Here is a 1,178-nt window from a genome sequence, read left to right as displayed (position 1 = left end):
CGGGCGGGGCGGGTCTGGCCGCGCGGGCGCGGCGCTGGTCGAGCCACTCGGCCGCCCAGTCGGCGGGCTCGGCGGCGTCCGGGACGCCTCCGGCCGACCAGAGCAGCAGCAGGCCGAGGGCGTGCTTGCACGGGAACTTCCTGCTGGGGCAGGTGCACTTGTAGGCGGGCTCGGTCAGGTCGACGCAGGCCCGGTAGGGTTTGGAGCCGCTGCCCTTGCACTCGCCCCACACCGCGTCGGCGGTGACTCCGCTGCCCGACCACTTGCCGGGCGCGGAGACCCCGTGGGCCGCCTTCTGGGACGGGGCGTCGGGCGCGAGCGCGAGCACCTGGTCCCGGTTCCACCGTTCGATCACGCGCCGAACGCTATCCAGGCCCCCCGACAAAACCGTAATCATGGTCTCGACCTGGCGTTCCCCCCTAAGACGACCTGGCATTCCCCCTAAGATCGGTGCGGTGACGACGCCTTCCCGCCCTCCGCTCGCCGAGGCCCTGGACCTGCTGCCCCATCCCGAGGGCGGCTGGTTCCGGGAGACCTGGCGCACCTCCTGCGACCTCGCCCCGCCCGGGTACGGCGGGCCGCGCGCCACCGCCACCGGCATCTACTTCCTGCTGGAGCCCGGTGAGGAGTCGCGCCCGCACGTGGTCCGCTCCGACGAGGTGTGGCTCTGGCACCGGGGCGGGCCGCTGACCCTGGTCCTGGGCGGCCACGAGGGCCAGCCGGTCCGCACGGTGACGCTCGGCCCGGGAGTGGAGGACGGCCAGGTCCCGCAGGCCCTGGTCCCCGGCGGCACCTGGCAGGCCGCCCGCCCCGCCGGGGACGAGGGCGTGCTGGTGAGCTGCGTCGTCTCCCCCGGCTTCGACTTCGCCGACTTCCGCATGGCGGACTGACGGCGCCGCCGGCTCCGCGGATCCCTCCCCGCCGGTGCCCGCACCGGCGGGGAGGGATGTGACGGGCCGCCGGAGTGCGGGGAGAATGCGGGCACACGCCCTAAGAAGGAGGTCAACGGTGACCCTCGACATCTTCTCCGTCGTCGGCGGCAAGGAAGCGACCGGCGGCACGGCCTACGACTCGATCAACCCCTCCCGTGTGGACGAGGTCGTCGCGCGCGCCCACCTGGCCGACGCCGGCGCGTTCGCCGCCGCCTGCCGTACCGCCGCGGCCGCGCAGGCCGGAGT

Annotated in this window: 2 protein-coding genes; one reads left to right on the top strand and one right to left on the bottom strand. The window is 74.8% G+C overall.

Annotated features, from left to right (window positions below):
- A partial coding sequence (locus ACWJ6R_RS36720; protein WP_449066607.1) for an SWIM zinc finger family protein occupies positions 1–355 on the bottom strand: 355 nt, incomplete at its 3' end.
- A gap of 100 nt (positions 356–455) precedes the next feature.
- On the opposite strand from ACWJ6R_RS36720, the gene ACWJ6R_RS36715 reads away from it, so the two are divergent.
- Positions 456–890 (top strand): cupin domain-containing protein, encoded by a 435-nt coding sequence (locus ACWJ6R_RS36715; RefSeq protein WP_449066606.1) that lies wholly within the window; start codon positions 456–458, stop codon positions 888–890.
- Positions 891–1,178: the final 288 nt, after the last annotated feature.

The organism is Planomonospora algeriensis (genome assembly GCF_977012225.1).
This window is presented reverse-complemented; position numbering and strand designations above follow the sequence as displayed.